Genomic DNA, 12,750 nt, shown 5'->3' on the forward strand with positions numbered 1-12,750 from the left:
GTCACTCACGCGCGGTCTCGGCGAGCACTTCGCGTACGTGCCGGGCCGCGTCTTCGCCCTCGTAGGCCCGGACCACGTCTTCGATACCCCCGGTCTGCCGGATCACGCCGTGGTCGATCCACATCGCCGTCTTGCACAACCGGGCCAGGAATTCATTGGAATGGCTCGCGAAGACCAGGATCCCGGAGCGTTCCACCAAGCCCTGCAACCGGGACTGCGCCTTCTTCAGGAACTCGGCGTCGACCGCACCGATACCTTCGTCGAGCAGCAGGATTTCCGGGTCGATGCTGGTGACCACCCCCATCGCCAGTCGCACCCGCATGCCGGTGGAGTAGGTGCGCAGCGGCATCGACAGGTAGTCGCCCAATTCAGTGAATTCGGCGATCTCGTCCACTTTGGCCAGCATCTGCTTACGGGTCTGCCCGAGGAACAGGCCACGGATGATGATGTTCTCGTAGCCGGAGATCTCGGGGTCCATGCCGATCCCGAGATCGAACACCGGCGCCACCCTGCCGGTGACTTTGGCCCACCCGCGCGTCGGCTCATAGATCCCCGAAAGCAGGCGCAGCAGAGTCGATTTGCCGGCGCCGTTGTGTCCGACCAGCCCGACGCGGTCGCCGAGCTCCAGCGACATGGTGATATCTCGCAGCGCTTCGACGACCACCACGTTGGAGCTGTTGCGACCGATCGCACCACCGGCCTTGCCCAGGAAAGCCTTCTTCAGCGAACGCGACTTGGCGTCGAAGATCGGGAATTCGACCCACGCGTCGCGGGTCTCGATGTGTGGACCGCTCGACACGGCTTACAGGTACTGTCCGGTGCCGTGCCCGTGCGGGCCCGGCTTTCCCATCCCGGGTGGCAGCGCACCCTGGCGCATCTGCTCCAGTTGCGCCCGGGCGGCCATCTGCTGCGCGAACAGCGCGGTCTGGATGCCGTGAAAGAGTCCCTCCAACCAGCCGACCAGCTGCGCCTGGGCGATACGCAACTCGGCCTCCGACGGCGCGGTGTCCTCGTTGAACGGCAAGGTGAGTCGTTCCAGCTCTTCGCGCAGCTCCGGTGCCAGGCCTTCCTCGAGTTCGCGGATGCTGGTGGCGTGGATGTCGCGCAGCCGGGTGCGGCTGGCTTCGTCCAGCGGCGCGGCGCGCACCTCTTCGAGCAACTGCTTGATCATGGTGCCGATTCGCATCACCTTGGCGGGTTGCTCCACGAGATCGGTCAACGAGCGTTCGTCCGAATCGTCCGCGTCGTCCTGACGCAGTGCCATCAAACGCGGATCGACGCCGCCGATAACCTCGATACCGTCGCTATCTTCGGCGTGCTCGTCATTGCCGTTAGCCAACCCAATCACCGTCCTGGTACGTCTCTGCTAGGGATGCACGGGCGTGTCGCCGTGCCACTCGTAGATCTGGGCGCCGCCGTTGTCGTAGATCAATGTCCAGTAGGGCGACCTGTCGAGAAAATATAGTCCGTCGGGAACTTTGAACCCTCGGATCGTCGGCCCGCTCGCCAGGACATAGCGGATGTTGAGGGCTTTGATCGCCTCTACCACGCGCGGATCGGAGTCTCCCTTCTTGGCGTAGGCCCAGAAGATGTAGCGGTGATAACCCGGACCCATCTGCACCGGGTAGTCGTAGTGGGTCCACAGCGGGTGCAGACCTGCCACCGCGTACATCCAGGAGGTGCCGTCGACGTTGGAGTCGCCGATGATGGTGGTGCGCGCGCCGGGCAGCTTCGACAGGTACGCCATGGCGTCGAGGTCGCGTTGATCGACGATGATCGAGTCGTACTTGTCGCCGAACAGGAACCGGTGGCGGGGAAAGTAATGCCAGGCGCTGAGCAGGCTGATGCCCACGAGCAGCACCGCGGTGGCGGCCGCCCAGAAGCGCGACGGCATCGGCTTGCGCGGCTGGACGAACCGCTTGGCCAGGGCCACTGCCGCCGCGACGATGGTGACCAGCGCGAGGGCCGCCATCAGGTTCAGCAGCGGCGTGGTCGCGGCGGCGATCCGTCGCGGATCTTTGTAGAAGAACTCGCCGAAACCGCCGGCAATCGCTCCGATCGGTCCGCCGAGTGGGGTGCCGGCGTCGACGTTGATCAGGATGTAGAGCAGCCACACCGCCAGGGGCCACCAGATCTTCTTCACCAGCATGATGAACCCGCCCACCGCCGCCAGCAGGATCAGCGCGTACTGGACCGGGAAGTCGTTGAGGTGCCGGGAGTGCTGGAACACCGCGTCGAACAGGCCGCGCTTCTTGCTGAGGTAGGTCAGGAAGGAATGCCCGGCGATGATGTCTTCCTGCTGGGTGACGCTCAGGAACTGCGGTAACAGGATCAGGCCGGAGGTGACGGCGACACCGGCCAGCACCGCCAGGTCGCGGAGGCGGCCCCGCACCGGATGCCACAGCGCCTCGAAGAGCCACCAGGCGCCCACCAGAACGACCGTGATGATGCCGCCGGTGATGTGCACCGAGAAGACACCGACCAGTGCGAGTACCGCTACCGGGATTCGGTCGCGGTGTCCGAGGGTCGACGTGATCAGGGCCATGGCCGGAATGGCGACGCCGTAGGCGGCCAGATTGGGCATCGCGGCGGTGTCGAACTCGACGTAGGGCACGGCGGTGAACGACGCCGACAGCGCGGCGGCGGTGGCAGCGGTCACGGCGGTGCGCCATTCGGTGGTATGGGTACGCAAGGCGCGCCAGGTGAGGACGGCCGCGCTGACCGGGAACAGCCAGATGGCCACCGCCATCGAGTTGAGCGTGTAGCCGGTGGCGGCTGCGGCGCCGGTCAGCTGGCAGTAGACCGCGGTCAGCGCGTGAAACACCGAGGGGTAGTAGAGCAGGGCATGGGTCTCGACATTGCGCAGCTCGCCCATGTGGGTCGGCGACGCCTGACCGACGTCGAGGATCCAGCGCACGGTGTTCGCGTGCCACACCGCGTCCCAGGTGCTGGGAATCGACTGCCAGTGCGGGATGCCGGCGAACGCCGCCCAGCCGATCAGTACGGCGCCCAGCAGCACTCCTGCCGCCACCAGCAGCCCCGGCCCGGGATTCACCGCGCGCGCCTCGGCCTCCCTGTCGCGAAAGCGGGCAAGCAGCAGCTGCAAAACCGTCGCCAGTATGCAGACGACGGCCAGCGCCGCCAGCGCGGTCCACCCGTTCCACGGGATGCCGAGGGCACCGTAAGGGACGATCGCCAGCGCCACGACGCCGTACGTCAGCGCTGGGCCGGCCGCGATTGCGATCGGCCAATTCAACTGCGCGATACGTGCGACGATGGCACCCGGTGCGATCAGCAAAACCAATGCGATCAGCGTTCCGAACCACAAGCTCACTCGACTAGTATGGCTGCCCGGGTGAGTTGACTCGGGAGGCCGGTAACGGCCGGAACGTCTATAGCGCACCCGCTACCGACCACACCTACACGAAAATGGCTGTAGCTTTCCAGGCTTTCGATAGCTCTAAGGTGACTGGCATGGCCTATGACGTCGCCCGGGTGCGCGGACTGCATCCCTCGCTCGGTGACGGATGGGTGCACTTCGATGCGCCGACCGGCATGCTGATCCCCGATTCCGTGGCGACCACGGTGTCCACCGCGTTCCGCAGATCCGGCGCCACCACGGCGGGGGCGCACCCGTCGGCACGACGCAGCGCCGCGGTCCTGGACGCGGCGCGCGAAGCGGTGGCCGATCTGGTCAACGCCGATCCGAGTGGCGTCGTGCTCGGCGCCGACCGGGCGGTGCTGCTGGCGTCACTGGCCGAGGCGTCGTCCGCGCGGGCCGGCCTCGGTTACGAGGTGGTGGTCAGCCGCCTGGACGACGAGGCCAACATCGCGCCCTGGCTGCGCGCTTCTCACCGCTACGGCGCCAAGGTCAAATGGGCCGAAGTCGACATCGAGACCGGAGAGCTGCCGACCTGGCAGTGGGAAAGCCTGATCAACAAGTCCACCCGGCTGGTTGCCGTCACCTCGGCCTCGGGGACGCTGGGCGCCGTCACCGATCTGCGGGCGATGACGAAACTGGCGCATGACGTGGGCGCACTGGTGGTGGTCGACCATTCCGCTGCCGCGCCGTATCGGCTGATCGACCTCAAGGAAACCGAGGCCGACGTGGTGGCGGTGAACGCCGTGGGTTGGGGCGGACCGCCGATCGGGGCAATGGTGTTTCGCGAGCCGGCGCTGATCAACACGTTCAACTCCGTCTCCACCAACCCTTACGCCACCGGACCGGAGCGGCTGGAGGTGGGGGCACACCAATTCGGGTTGCTGGCCGGGGTCGTCGCCAGCATCGAGTACCTCGCATCCCTGGACGAGACGGCCCGTGGCAGCCGGCGGGAACGACTTTCGGTGTCGATGCAGTCTGCCGCGTCGTACCTGAACCGGATCTACGACTACCTGATGGTGTCGCTGCGGTCGTTGCCGCTGGTGATCCTGCTGGGCCGTCCGGAGGCGCGGATACCGGTGATCAGCTTCGCCGTCAACGAGGTGCCGGCCGACCGGGTGGTGCAGCGTTTGGCCGACAACGGCATCCTGGCGATCGCCAACGCCAGTTCCCGCGCGCTTGACGTGTTGGGAGTCAACGACATCGGCGGCGCGGTCACCGTCGGCTTGGCGCACTACTCGACGATGGCCGAAGTCGACCAGTTGGTAAGGGCGCTGGCGTCACTGGGCTGAGCCCGCGCCAACCCGACGGGTGTCCTGCCCGCCGACCAGCCTTTTCCACAATCTGTCAACCTTCGCGCATCTTCTTTCCGTCAGCGTTTGGTCAGGCGCAGCCGCCCACCGCACCCACCATCGTGTGGCGGTCGCTGAGCGGAGGAGGAAACCCGCATGTCATTCGTGTTGATTTGGCCGGGGGCGGCGTCCGCAGCAGCGACGGATCTGACAGCTCTAGGGTTCGCGGTGGATGCGGCCACCCACAACGTGCTGGCGCCGACCACCCAGTTGTTGGCGGCCGCAGGCGACGAGGTGTCGGCGGACATCGCTGCGTTGTTCAGTGCGCACGGTCAGCAATTTCAGCTGGCCAGCGCGCAGGTGCAGGCCTTTCACGATCAGTTCGTCCGCACGCTGGCGGCCGCCGCGGATTCTTACGCCTCGGCCGAGGCGGCCGGCGTCGACCAGTTGGTCCTCAACGCTCTCAACGCGCCGACTCAGGCACTGATCGGTAGGCCGCTGATCGGCGACGGGGTCAACGGTGCGCCTGGTCAGAATGGCGGCGCCGGCGGTCTTCTCATCGGCAACGGCGGTGCTGGTGGGGCAGGGTTGGCCGGGCAGCACGGTGGTGCGGGTGGCGCCGCCGGGCTGTTCGGTAACGGCGGTAACGGTGGTGCCGGCGGAGTGGGAGTAACCGGCGTCAACGGTGGTGCCGGTGGGGCGGGCGGTGCCGGCGGTGCCGGCGGGCTCCTCTACGGCAATGGAGGTGCGGGCGCGCAGGGGGGTGCAGGTACTGCCGGTGGGCCGGGCTTGGCCGGCGGCGCCGGAGGCGACGGCGGTGCCGGCGGCCGCGGCGGCCTGTGGATGGGCCAGGGCGGGGCGGGTGGGCAAGGCGGTGACGGCGCTGACGGCGGGCGGGGTGCGTCCGCTGTAGCCGGCAGTGGGGTGGCGGGAGTCTCCGGCGGGGCGGGCGGTGCGGGGGGCAACGGCGGTGCGGGTGGCGCAAACGGGCTGCTGTTTGGCCATGGCGGCGATGGTGGATTGGGTGGTGACGGCGGCCATGGCGCCGACGGCGGCAACGGCGCCATGGCCACACAGCAGCCCGGTGCGGCCGGAGGCGACGGCGGTGCCGGCGGCGCTGGCGGAGCCGCGGGGGCAGGCGGCGTCGCGGGAGGTGCGGGTGGCGTCGCGGGATCAGCCGGCAACGGCGGCGATGGTGGCAGCGGCGGCGACGGCGCTGCCAGCGGAAACTCCACGACGGTGCTGGCTGACGGCACCGGGGCCGCCGGCTTTGCCGGTGGGGCCGGTGGCTCCGGCGGTGCGGGTGGCAACAGCGGTGCGGGCGGTGTCAACGGAAGCGGGGGCCACGGCGGTAACGGCGCCGGGGGCGGCAACGGTGCCACCGGGGGGACGGGCGCCAGTGCCGGCGCGACCGGCGGCAAAGGCGGCGCCGGCGGTCACGGCGGCGAAGCCGGCATGGGTGGTCAGGCCGGCACCGGTGGCACCGGCGGCACGAGCGGAGCTGCGGGCAATGGCGGCGCCGGGGGCGATGGCGGGGCCGGCGGTATGGGCGGTACCGGTACGACGGGCACCTCGGCAGGCGGCACCGGTGGCACTGGCGGCACCGGCGGGACGGGCGGCGCCGGTGGCGCGGGCGGTGACAGCGGCGCCGGTGGCACCAACGGCAGCGGTGGACGCGGCGGCGACGGCGGTATCGGCGGCATCGGAGGTACCGGCGCGACGGGTACCTCAACGGTGGCCGGTGGCACCGGCGGAACCGGCGGTACTGGCGGTAGCCCGGGTGAGGGCGGCGCCACCGGCAACGGTGGGACCGTCGGCGCAGCCCGCAGCGGCCTCGTCGGCAACGGCGGACAAGGAGGCACCGGCGGCACGGGCGGCGCGGGCGGCACCGGCGCAACCGGTACGGCGACCACCGCCGCCGGCAACGGCACCGCGGGCGGCGCCGGCGGTAGCGGCGGCACCGGTGGAAACAGCACCGCCGGCGGTATCAACGGCGCTGGCGGTGACGGCGGCCACGGCGGTGCCGGCGGAGCGGGTGGTACCGGGGCGTCCGGCGTCGGACTGGGCAAGGATGGCGGCACCGGCGGTAACGGCGGCTACGGGGGTGCCGGAGGCCAATTCGGTCAGCCCGGGAAGGGCATCGGTGCGGGCAACGCAGGTACTGCCCCCGTCAGCGGCACCGGCGGCAACGGTGGCACTGGCGGCACGGGCGGTGCGGGGGACACGGCAGGTACCGCTGCCGGTAACGGGTTCAACGGGGGGCAAGGAGGTCGCGGCGGCCTCAGCGGCATCGCGATCGACTTGACCGCACATGCCGGCGACGGCGGCGACGGCGGCACCGGCGGAGCCGGGGGTAACGGCGACACCGGTGGTCGCGGCGGTGATGGTGGTGGTGGCGGTGCAGTGGTAGGGAGCATCCACACCCAAGAACACGCCGGCAAAGGCGGCACCGGTGGTGTCGGGGGCAGCGGCGTGACCGGTGGCGCCGGTGGCACGGGCGGCATGGGCGCGTCGGGAACCCTTGGACTCGGCGGCTTTTACTCCGGTGACGGCGGCGCCGGCGGCAACGGTGGCACCGGCACCAGCACCGGCGGAAACGGAGGCGATGGCGGTCTCGCTGGCTCCGGCAGCCTCGGGAACAACCGCGGCGGCAACGGCGGCAACGGAGGCGATGGCGCAAACCACGGCGGCAACGGCGGAAACGGTGGCGGCATCGGGTTTCTGTCCGGCGGCAACCAGGGCGGCGACGGCGGAAACGGCGGGAACGGAACCGGCCCCGTCGGCGCGGGCGGCAACGGCGGCAACGGCGGTGATGGCAGCACCGGAATTTCATTTCAGGGTGCGGGCGGTGCCGGTGGGGCGGGCGGGAACGGCGGTAATGGCGGCTCGGGCGTCAGCGCAGGAGGGCATGGCGGCGCAGGTGGCACCGGTGGCGCTGGCGGGAACGGTTTGCAGGCGAACGTATTTGACCCGACCACTGCCGGCGGCACCGGAGGTGCGGGCGCCGCGGGCGGACACGGGGGTCTGGGCGGCAGCAGCTTGAACGAGGGAGGAGCCGGCGGAGCGGGGGGCAACGCAGGTTCCGGCGGTTCCGGATACGGGAAGGGCGGCGTCGGCGGCGGGGGAGGGTTAGGCGGTATCGGCGGCGGGGGAGGTTTCGGCAATTCGGTCGGCGGCGCCGGTATGGCACCGGCGGGGCGGGCGGCGGTGGCGGCGCGGGCGGTGGCAGCGCCCAAGGCTTCAACCCCGATACCCCCATCCCTGGTAACGGCGGAACGGGTGGCCATGGCGGTGACGGCGGCGACGGCGGCCCGGGCGGTGACAGCTTTACCAGTGGCGGCGGCGGCGGGCCAGGAGGTAAGGGCGGCGCGGGTGGTCCCGGCTCCGGTGGCAATGGCAGCGGCGGTGATCCGGGCAAACTCGGCGCGGCCAACGCGGGGGTGTCAGGCGGCGTCGGCGGGTCCGGCGGCGGCGGCGGGACAGGCGGACCCGGATAGGGCAGTTAGACCGTCAGCAGGATTTTCCCGAACGTCTCACCGGACTGCAGCAGGCGGTGCGCTTCGGCCGCTTCCTGGATCGGTAGCCGCTTGCCGATGATCGGCTTGACGCGTCCGCTGGCGAACATCGGCCACACCGATGTCGTCACCGCGTCGACGATGGCGCTCTTGGAGTTCGGCCCGCTCAAAGGGCGGGCGCGCAAGGTGGTGCCGATGACGCGGGCCCGCTTGGCCATGAGTTTGCCGATGTTGAGTTCGGCCTTCACCCCGCCCTGCATACCGATGATCACCAGCTGCCCGTCGGTGGCCAGGGCATCGATGTTGCGGTCCAGATAGGCCGCGCCCATGATGTCGAGGATCACGTCGGCGCCCTTGCCGTCGGTCTCCTCCAGCAACCGCGCGACGAAGTCCTCGTCCCTATAGGAGATGGCGATCTGGGCGCCGAGTTCCCGGCACATCGCGAGCTTCTCCGCCGAACCGGCGGTGACCGCCACCCGCGCGCCCAGCGCGCGTGCCACCTGGATCGCATGGCTGCCAATTCCGCTGGCACCGCCGTGCAGGAGCACCAGCTGGCCAGGGCCCAGGTGTGCCGTCATCACCAGATTCGACCAGACCGTGCAGGCCACTTCGGGGACGCCCGCGGCGTCGATGATGTCGAGGGGAGCCGGAATCGGCATCACCTGTCCGGTCGGGACAGCGACATACTCCGCATATCCGCCGCCGGCCAACAGCGCGCAAACCTGTTGCCCAACAGTCCATTTCGTCACGTCAGCGCCCAGGTCGGCGACGGTCCCGCTGACTTCCATGCCGATGATCTCGCTGGCGCCCGGGGGCGGCGGATACTTGCCGGCGGCCTGCAGCACGTCGGCGCGGTTGACGCCCGCGGCGGCGACTTTGATGAGGACTTCGCCGGGGCCGGCGGCGACGTCGGGGACGTCCTGCCAGAGCAGTTGCTCGGCGGTTTCAGCGACGATGGCGCGCATGCTGGCCACGCTACAAGCACCGCTACCCTTATCTGCGGTGGCGTGGCAGAGCGGCCTAATGCACTCGCCTTGAAAGCGAGAGACGGCTAAAACCGTCCGGGGGTTCAAATCCCTCCGCCACCGCTCGTGTGATGTCTCGCTCAGCGCAGCGTCGGCGCGTATCGCAGCACCGCGGCGACCCCGTCGGCCGGAATGATCCGCTCGTAGGTCCGCACCAACGACGCCCCGACCGCTACCGCGAACATCGGCAGCGGCTCGTCGGTGCGCAGCGTCTTGGCGGGCGCGGCACCTTGTTCGGAGATGTCGCTCGTCACCGGGTCGGTGACGCCCTGTTTTTCCCGCTGCGCACGCAGTGCGCGCCATTTAAGCTCGAGCTGTTCGTCGGCGTCGGCAGTGTTGTGCGTGTCCTCGAACTACACCGACGCGAATGGGCCGGGCGTGTCCAGGAGCTGACGAAAACGTTCCGATTCCATCTCTTAGGTGTTGCCCGCCGAATCACCCGGGCAGAACGCCTTCATCGCGACGGGATCGCCGCCGTGATGGTGTCCATCAACACCTTGTAGCGCTTGAGTTCGGGATCCTTACCGGGCTTGCCGCTGCTGATCAACCCGGCGGCCAGGCCGCGCGCCGGGTCGGCCCAGATCGCGATGTTGGCCAGGCCGAGGTTGCCGAACGCCTGCGGCGCGTGGCGACCGAATGGTCCGAACCGTTCGGTGCCCAGCATGTACCCGGTGCCCCAGCGGGCCGGCATCAGTCCGACCGCGACGTCGGGGCGTAGTCGGCGGCATTCCTGCACCGCTCCGTACATCCGTTCCGCGCTCATGATGCGCACCCCGTCGAGTTCGCCGCCGCGGCGCCAGATTTCGGCGAACCGGGACAGTTCGTCGGCGGTGGAGATGGTGTTGGACGAGGGCACCACGGTGGAGAGGAAGGCCGGGGTATTGGTGTACGGGATGATTTCGTGCACGGTGCCGCCGATCGCCTTTCGGAAGATCGCCGCGATGGCCGGAGGTAGCGGCTTGCCGGTCGGATGGCTGGGCGCAACCAGCGGGATGTCCTGCGGCGCGACGCCGAAGTTGGTCCAGCGGAAGTTCAACGGCTCGAGGATCTCGGCTGCCAGGACGTCCCGGATGTCTTTTCCGGCGGCCGCGTAGACGATTTCGCGCATCAGCGGACCCCACGTCAGCGCGTGGTACATGTGCATGCGCCCGGGCGGGTACAGCGGCCGTAGCTTGCTGAGCTGTTCCTGCGCGTATTGGTGATCGTCGGCGCGGCGCAGGTCCGGCTTGGGTCCGGTCGGGAACGGGACACCCGCGCTGTGGGTGAGCACGTGCCGGATCGTCGTGCGGTCCTTGCCGTGGCTGGTGTAGCTGGGGATGTACTCGCAGACGCGGTCGTCGAGTGCGAAGACGCCTTGCTCGACCAGCATGTGCACCACGGTCGCGGTGATGCCCTTGGCCGCCGAGTACACGCAGAACGGTGTGCCGGTGGTGACGGGGATCTTCTCGGCGTCGGGTTCGTCGGTGGGCGCGTTGCCCCAGCCGTGGCCGATCGCGCGGTTGAGCACGACCCGCCCGTTGCGGCGGATGCAGAGCTGGATCGCAGGGTGCATGCCGGCCTGATACCAGTGGCGGGCGGCCTGCCAGATCCGTTCGACGGCGGCGCTGTCGATCTCGGAGTGGTCTTCTTCGCCGATCGCCGTCACTTCGTCCAGGTCGGCCGGCACACGAATCCGGCCATCGGGTGTTGCGGTCACCCGCGCCAGCCTAGCTTTGGACACATGCCCGTTCGCGCACGCTACGTCGAGGTGATCCTGCTCGTCTTCGGTGTCTACTCGGTGAGTCTGGGGCTGTTCATGCTGGTGGCGCCGCGCGTCTTCTTCGATTCCCTCGGCGCTTTCGGAACTCGTAACGATCACTACATTTTCGACAACGCGTCGTTCGAGCTCCCCCTGGGCCTGCTGTTACTGGCGGCGCTGCGCTGGACGTCGTGGCGGCTCCCGGCGCTGGCGTTCGCCACCGCGCACTGGGCGTTGCACGCGCTGAGCCACCTCGTTGATACCGGTCACCGCGCCGGCGCGACGGTGGGGTGGCTGGAGTTCGCCGGACTGGTGATCTCCACGGGATGGCTGGCCGCCGCGCTCTGGTTGACCGCTACTCGCCGGTGAACTGCGGCGGGCGCTTGGCGAACGTCGCCGAAATGCCCTCGGTCAGGTCCTTCGACGGCAGGAACGCCGCGTTCCACGCGGCCACATAGCGCAAACTTTCCGACACCGCGGAGATGCGCTGCTGGTCCAGCACGTCCTTGATGCCGTGCACGGTCAGCGGCGGGTTGGCGGCGATCTCGGCGGCGGTGGCGTGCGCCGCCGCCAGCGTGGCCTCGGCGTCGTCGTAGACGTCGTTGACCAGGCCGATTTTCTCGGCGCGGGTCGCGTCGATGTCCTTGCCGGTCAGGGCGAGCTCACGCAGGTGTCCGTCGTTGAGGATCAGCGGCAGCCGGGCCAGGCTGCCGACGTCGGCGACGATGGCCAGCTTGACCTCACGCACCGAGAATTTGGCGTCGGCGCTGGCGTAGCGGATGTCGACCGCCGAAATCAGGTCGACGCCCCCGCCGATGCACCAGCCGTGCACCGAGGCGATCGTCGGGGTGCGGCAGTCGGCGATGGCGGTGATGGCACCCTGCATGCGCTTGACTTCGCGATGGAAGACAGCACGCGGTCCGGCCAGCGCGTCACCGGACAGCAGCGGCGTGAAGGACCCGCCCATGGCGGGCACATCCAGGCCGTAGCTGAAGTTTCGACCCGACCCGGTGATGACGATGGCGCGCACGTCGGGATCGGCGTCCAGCGCGGCGAACACGTCGGGCATCTCCGACCAGAAGGCGGGCCCCATCGCGTTGCCCTTGCCCGGACCGATCAGCGTCACCTGCGCGACCTGGTCCTTGGTCTCGACAGTGACGGATTCGTAGGTTGCGCCCATACCGAGAACGTAGCGTGGCGGGTATGCCCGACGACTTGGTACCCGGCCCCGAATCTCCCCCCACCGACGAGCTGCGCTGCGCGGAAAGGGCGCTCGGGGTGCTGCAACAGGTGCTGCACACGGTAGCCGGTTCCGACCGGTCGAAGCAGACCCCGTGCGCGGAGTACAACGTCAAGGACCTCACCGGGCATCTGGTCAACTCGATCACCAGCCTGGGGGGCATGGTCGGTGCGGAATTCAACGTGCCGCAGGACACCGACTCGGTGGAACAATTGGTGGTCAGCGTCGCCCGGCCAGCGTTGGACGCCTGGCACAAGCACGGCCTGGAGGGTGAGGTAGCGTTCGGCGGCGGGTCGATGCCCGCGCGGGTCGCCGTCGCCGTCTTCTCCCTCGAATTCCTGGTGCACGCATGGGATTACGCTCGCGCCGTCGGCCGCGACGTCGAGGTCCCGGACTCGCTGGCCGAATACGTGCTCGGGCTGGCGCACGACGTGATCAAGCCGGAGCAACGCGGCGCGGCCGGATTCGACGATCCCGTCGATGTCCCCGACGACGCGGACCCGCTCACGCGGCTTATCGCTTTCACCGGGCGCAACCCCGCCTAGCTCGCCTCCCTGAGGC

At 69.3% G+C, this 12,750-nt stretch carries 11 protein-coding genes and 1 tRNA gene; 5 read left to right on the forward strand and 7 right to left on the reverse strand.

Annotated features, from left to right (window positions below; all coding sequences use genetic code 11):
- Window position 1: 1 nt before the first annotated feature.
- The 3 genes from wzt to ACX9NE_RS09250 all read right to left on the reverse strand — a co-directional run bounded on the left by wzt (window position 2) and on the right by ACX9NE_RS09250 (window position 3,334).
- On the reverse strand, window positions 2-799 hold the full coding sequence (gene wzt / locus ACX9NE_RS09240; RefSeq protein ID WP_459361392.1) for a galactan export ABC transporter ATP-binding subunit Wzt/RfbE: 798 nt from the start codon (window positions 797-799) through the stop codon (window positions 2-4).
- A gap of 3 nt (window positions 800-802) precedes the next feature.
- The gene (locus tag ACX9NE_RS09245) at window positions 803-1,264 is read right to left on the reverse strand and encodes a bacterial proteasome activator family protein (protein WP_459361604.1); all 462 of its coding nucleotides are present in this window, start codon (window positions 1,262-1,264) and stop codon (window positions 803-805) included.
- Between the two features lie 102 nt (window positions 1,265-1,366).
- A complete protein-coding gene (locus ACX9NE_RS09250) occupies window positions 1,367-3,334 on the reverse strand; it encodes a DUF6541 family protein (protein ID WP_459361393.1) in 1,968 nt (655 codons plus the stop codon).
- 140 nt (window positions 3,335-3,474) lie between these two features.
- On the opposite strand from ACX9NE_RS09250, the gene ACX9NE_RS09255 reads away from it, so the two are divergent.
- Both ACX9NE_RS09255 and ACX9NE_RS09260 read left to right on the forward strand, forming a co-directional pair.
- Window positions 3,475-4,671 (forward strand): cysteine desulfurase-like protein, encoded by a 1,197-nt coding sequence (locus ACX9NE_RS09255; protein WP_459361394.1) that lies wholly within the window; start codon window positions 3,475-3,477, stop codon window positions 4,669-4,671.
- A gap of 156 nt (window positions 4,672-4,827) precedes the next feature.
- Window positions 4,828-8,268 (forward strand): PE family protein, encoded by a 3,441-nt coding sequence (locus tag ACX9NE_RS09260; RefSeq protein ID WP_459361395.1) that lies wholly within the window; start codon window positions 4,828-4,830, stop codon window positions 8,266-8,268.
- Here the strand turns inward: ACX9NE_RS09260 and ACX9NE_RS09265 are convergent.
- Window positions 8,174-9,151: an NAD(P)H-quinone oxidoreductase gene (locus ACX9NE_RS09265; protein WP_459361396.1), complete on the reverse strand. Its 978-nt coding sequence runs from the start codon at window positions 9,149-9,151 to the stop codon at window positions 8,174-8,176. The genes ACX9NE_RS09260 and ACX9NE_RS09265 overlap by 95 nt on opposite strands.
- A gap of 36 nt (window positions 9,152-9,187) precedes the next feature.
- Here ACX9NE_RS09265 and ACX9NE_RS09270 point away from each other — a divergent pair.
- A tRNA-Ser gene (locus ACX9NE_RS09270) sits at window positions 9,188-9,274 on the forward strand.
- 17 nt (window positions 9,275-9,291) lie between these two features.
- On the opposite strand, the gene ACX9NE_RS09275 is transcribed toward ACX9NE_RS09270, so the two are convergent.
- On the reverse strand, window positions 9,292-9,465 hold the full coding sequence (locus tag ACX9NE_RS09275) for a hypothetical protein (protein ID WP_459361627.1): 174 nt from the start codon (window positions 9,463-9,465) through the stop codon (window positions 9,292-9,294).
- Between the two features lie 200 nt (window positions 9,466-9,665).
- Window positions 9,666-10,907 carry a lipase LipE gene (lipE, locus tag ACX9NE_RS09280; RefSeq protein ID WP_459361397.1) on the reverse strand — a complete coding sequence of 414 codons (1,242 nt, stop codon included), beginning with the start codon at window positions 10,905-10,907 and terminating at the stop codon, window positions 9,666-9,668.
- Window positions 10,908-10,931: 24 nt separating this feature from the next.
- Here lipE and ACX9NE_RS09285 point away from each other — a divergent pair, with 24 nt between their 5' ends.
- Window positions 10,932-11,318 carry a hypothetical protein gene (locus ACX9NE_RS09285; protein ID WP_459361398.1) on the forward strand — a complete coding sequence of 129 codons (387 nt, stop codon included), beginning with the start codon at window positions 10,932-10,934 and terminating at the stop codon, window positions 11,316-11,318.
- Here the strand turns inward: ACX9NE_RS09285 and ACX9NE_RS09290 are convergent.
- Window positions 11,305-12,129 (reverse strand): crotonase/enoyl-CoA hydratase family protein, encoded by an 825-nt coding sequence (locus ACX9NE_RS09290; RefSeq protein ID WP_459361399.1) that lies wholly within the window; start codon window positions 12,127-12,129, stop codon window positions 11,305-11,307. The genes ACX9NE_RS09285 and ACX9NE_RS09290 overlap by 14 nt on opposite strands.
- Window positions 12,130-12,152: 23 nt before the next feature.
- On the opposite strand from ACX9NE_RS09290, the gene ACX9NE_RS09295 reads away from it, so the two are divergent.
- Window positions 12,153-12,734 (forward strand): TIGR03086 family metal-binding protein, encoded by a 582-nt coding sequence (locus ACX9NE_RS09295; protein ID WP_459361400.1) that lies wholly within the window; start codon window positions 12,153-12,155, stop codon window positions 12,732-12,734.
- Window positions 12,735-12,750: the final 16 nt, after the last annotated feature.

This window comes from Mycobacterium sp. ML4, from assembly GCF_054515735.1.

Coding starts and splice junctions, on each gene's coding strand:
- ACX9NE_RS09245 (WP_459361604.1), bottom strand. CDS start 1,264: ATGGCACTGCGTCAGGACGACGCGGACGATTCGGACGAACGCTCGTTG.
- ACX9NE_RS09255 (WP_459361394.1), top strand. CDS start 3,475: ATGGCCTATGACGTCGCCCGGGTGCGCGGACTGCATCCCTCGCTCGGT.
- ACX9NE_RS09260 (WP_459361395.1), top strand. CDS start 4,828: ATGTCATTCGTGTTGATTTGGCCGGGGGCGGCGTCCGCAGCAGCGACG.
- ACX9NE_RS09265 (WP_459361396.1), bottom strand. CDS start 9,151: ATGCGCGCCATCGTCGCTGAAACCGCCGAGCAACTGCTCTGGCAGGAC.
- ACX9NE_RS09285 (WP_459361398.1), top strand. CDS start 10,932: ATGCCCGTTCGCGCACGCTACGTCGAGGTGATCCTGCTCGTCTTCGGT.
- ACX9NE_RS09290 (WP_459361399.1), bottom strand. CDS start 12,129: ATGGGCGCAACCTACGAATCCGTCACTGTCGAGACCAAGGACCAGGTC.
- ACX9NE_RS09295 (WP_459361400.1), top strand. CDS start 12,153: ATGCCCGACGACTTGGTACCCGGCCCCGAATCTCCCCCCACCGACGAG.